At 60.3% G+C, this 1,248-nt stretch carries 1 protein-coding gene; it reads left to right on the top strand.

Going from position 1 to position 1,248, the window contains the following annotated elements; all coding sequences use genetic code 11:
* Positions 1-60: 60 nt before the first annotated feature.
* Positions 61-1,217, top strand: a protein-coding gene (locus U5805_RS31510) for an IS3 family transposase (protein ID WP_322107397.1) whose coding sequence is annotated in 2 segments (ribosomal slippage) — positions 61-328 and positions 328-1,217 — 1,158 coding nt in all. Because the reading frame shifts where the segments join, the coding sequence is not laid out codon by codon here.
* Positions 1,218-1,248: the final 31 nt, after the last annotated feature.

Here is a 1,248-nt window from a genome sequence, read left to right as displayed (position 1 = left end):
TGGCCTTCCCCCGTTCTCCCGGACACATCAGCTAAGCTGACGTAATCCGGAGAGGATGGAATGAGCAGAACAAGAAGGCACTTCACCGACGAATTCAAACGCGAGGCGGTCCGGCTATGCAACGAGCCGGGTGCTGTCGTAACCCAGATAGGGCGCGACCTTGGCATTGGCGAGAATCTGCTGCGCCGTTGGGTCAGGCTGGCGCGAGACGGGGCGCTGGAGATGGACGCCAGTAAGCCGCTGCGAGCCGAAGCACTTTCAGAAGTGCAGCGCTTGCAGCGTGAGTTGAGGCGGGTCACGATGGAGCGTGACATTCTAAAAAAAGCGCTCGGCTACTTCGCGAAGGACCCGGAGTGAAGTACGCCTGGATAGTACGGCAACGCGGTGTCTGGCCGACTCGTGCCATGTGCCGGTTGCTCGGGGTCTCGCATAGCGGCTTCTACGAATGGCTCGGTCGAGCACCGGGCAAGCGCTCGCAGGAGAATGTCCGCCTCACGCGGCTGGTCCGGGCAAGCTTCGAGCTGAGCGACAAGACCTACGGCAGCCCACGCATCTGGCACGACCTGCGCGCAGCGGGCGAGAGCTGTGGCGTGAATCGTGTCGCGCGGCTGATGCAACAGGCCGGATTGCAGGCTCGACAACGGCGACGGCGCATGCCGGGCAATTCAGGGGCTGCTGCAGCTCACGCCATCGCCCCGAATCATCTGCAACGCCAGTTTGAAGCCGACGCGCCGAATCAGAAATGGGTTGCCGACTTTACCTATATCTGGACGGCTGAAGGCTGGCTGTTCGTTGCCGCCGTAATGGACCTGTACTCGCGCCGCATCGTCGGCTGGTCGATGAGCAATACGATGCATGCAAAGATGGTAGCCGATGCGTTGCTGATGGCGCTCTGGCGTCGAGGGCGACCAGCGGAATTGATACATCACAGCGACCAGGGCAGCCAATACACAAGCGAGGACTTCCAGTCGCTACTCAGGCAGCAAGGCATTACCTGCAGCATGAGTCGTCGTGGTGATTGTTGGGACAATGCCGCGATGGAAAGCTTCTTCAGCACCCTGAAGACCGAGCGTGTGAACCGAAGCATCTATCGCACGAGGGACGCGGCGCGGGCCGACGTGTTCGATTACATCGAGCGCTTCTACAATCCGCATCGCAGACATTCAACACTGAACTTCCTTAGCCCGGTTCAGTTCGAGCAACGCATGACGGGCTAATTTACCTGTCCGGGAAAGCGGGGGAAGGCCA

Source organism: Paraburkholderia sp. J41 (assembly GCF_905220235.1).
Classification (GTDB): Bacteria; Pseudomonadota; Gammaproteobacteria; order Burkholderiales; family Burkholderiaceae; genus Paraburkholderia.
Note: the sequence above shows the minus strand (reverse complement) of the source record. Positions and strands in the feature narration are given on the sequence as shown.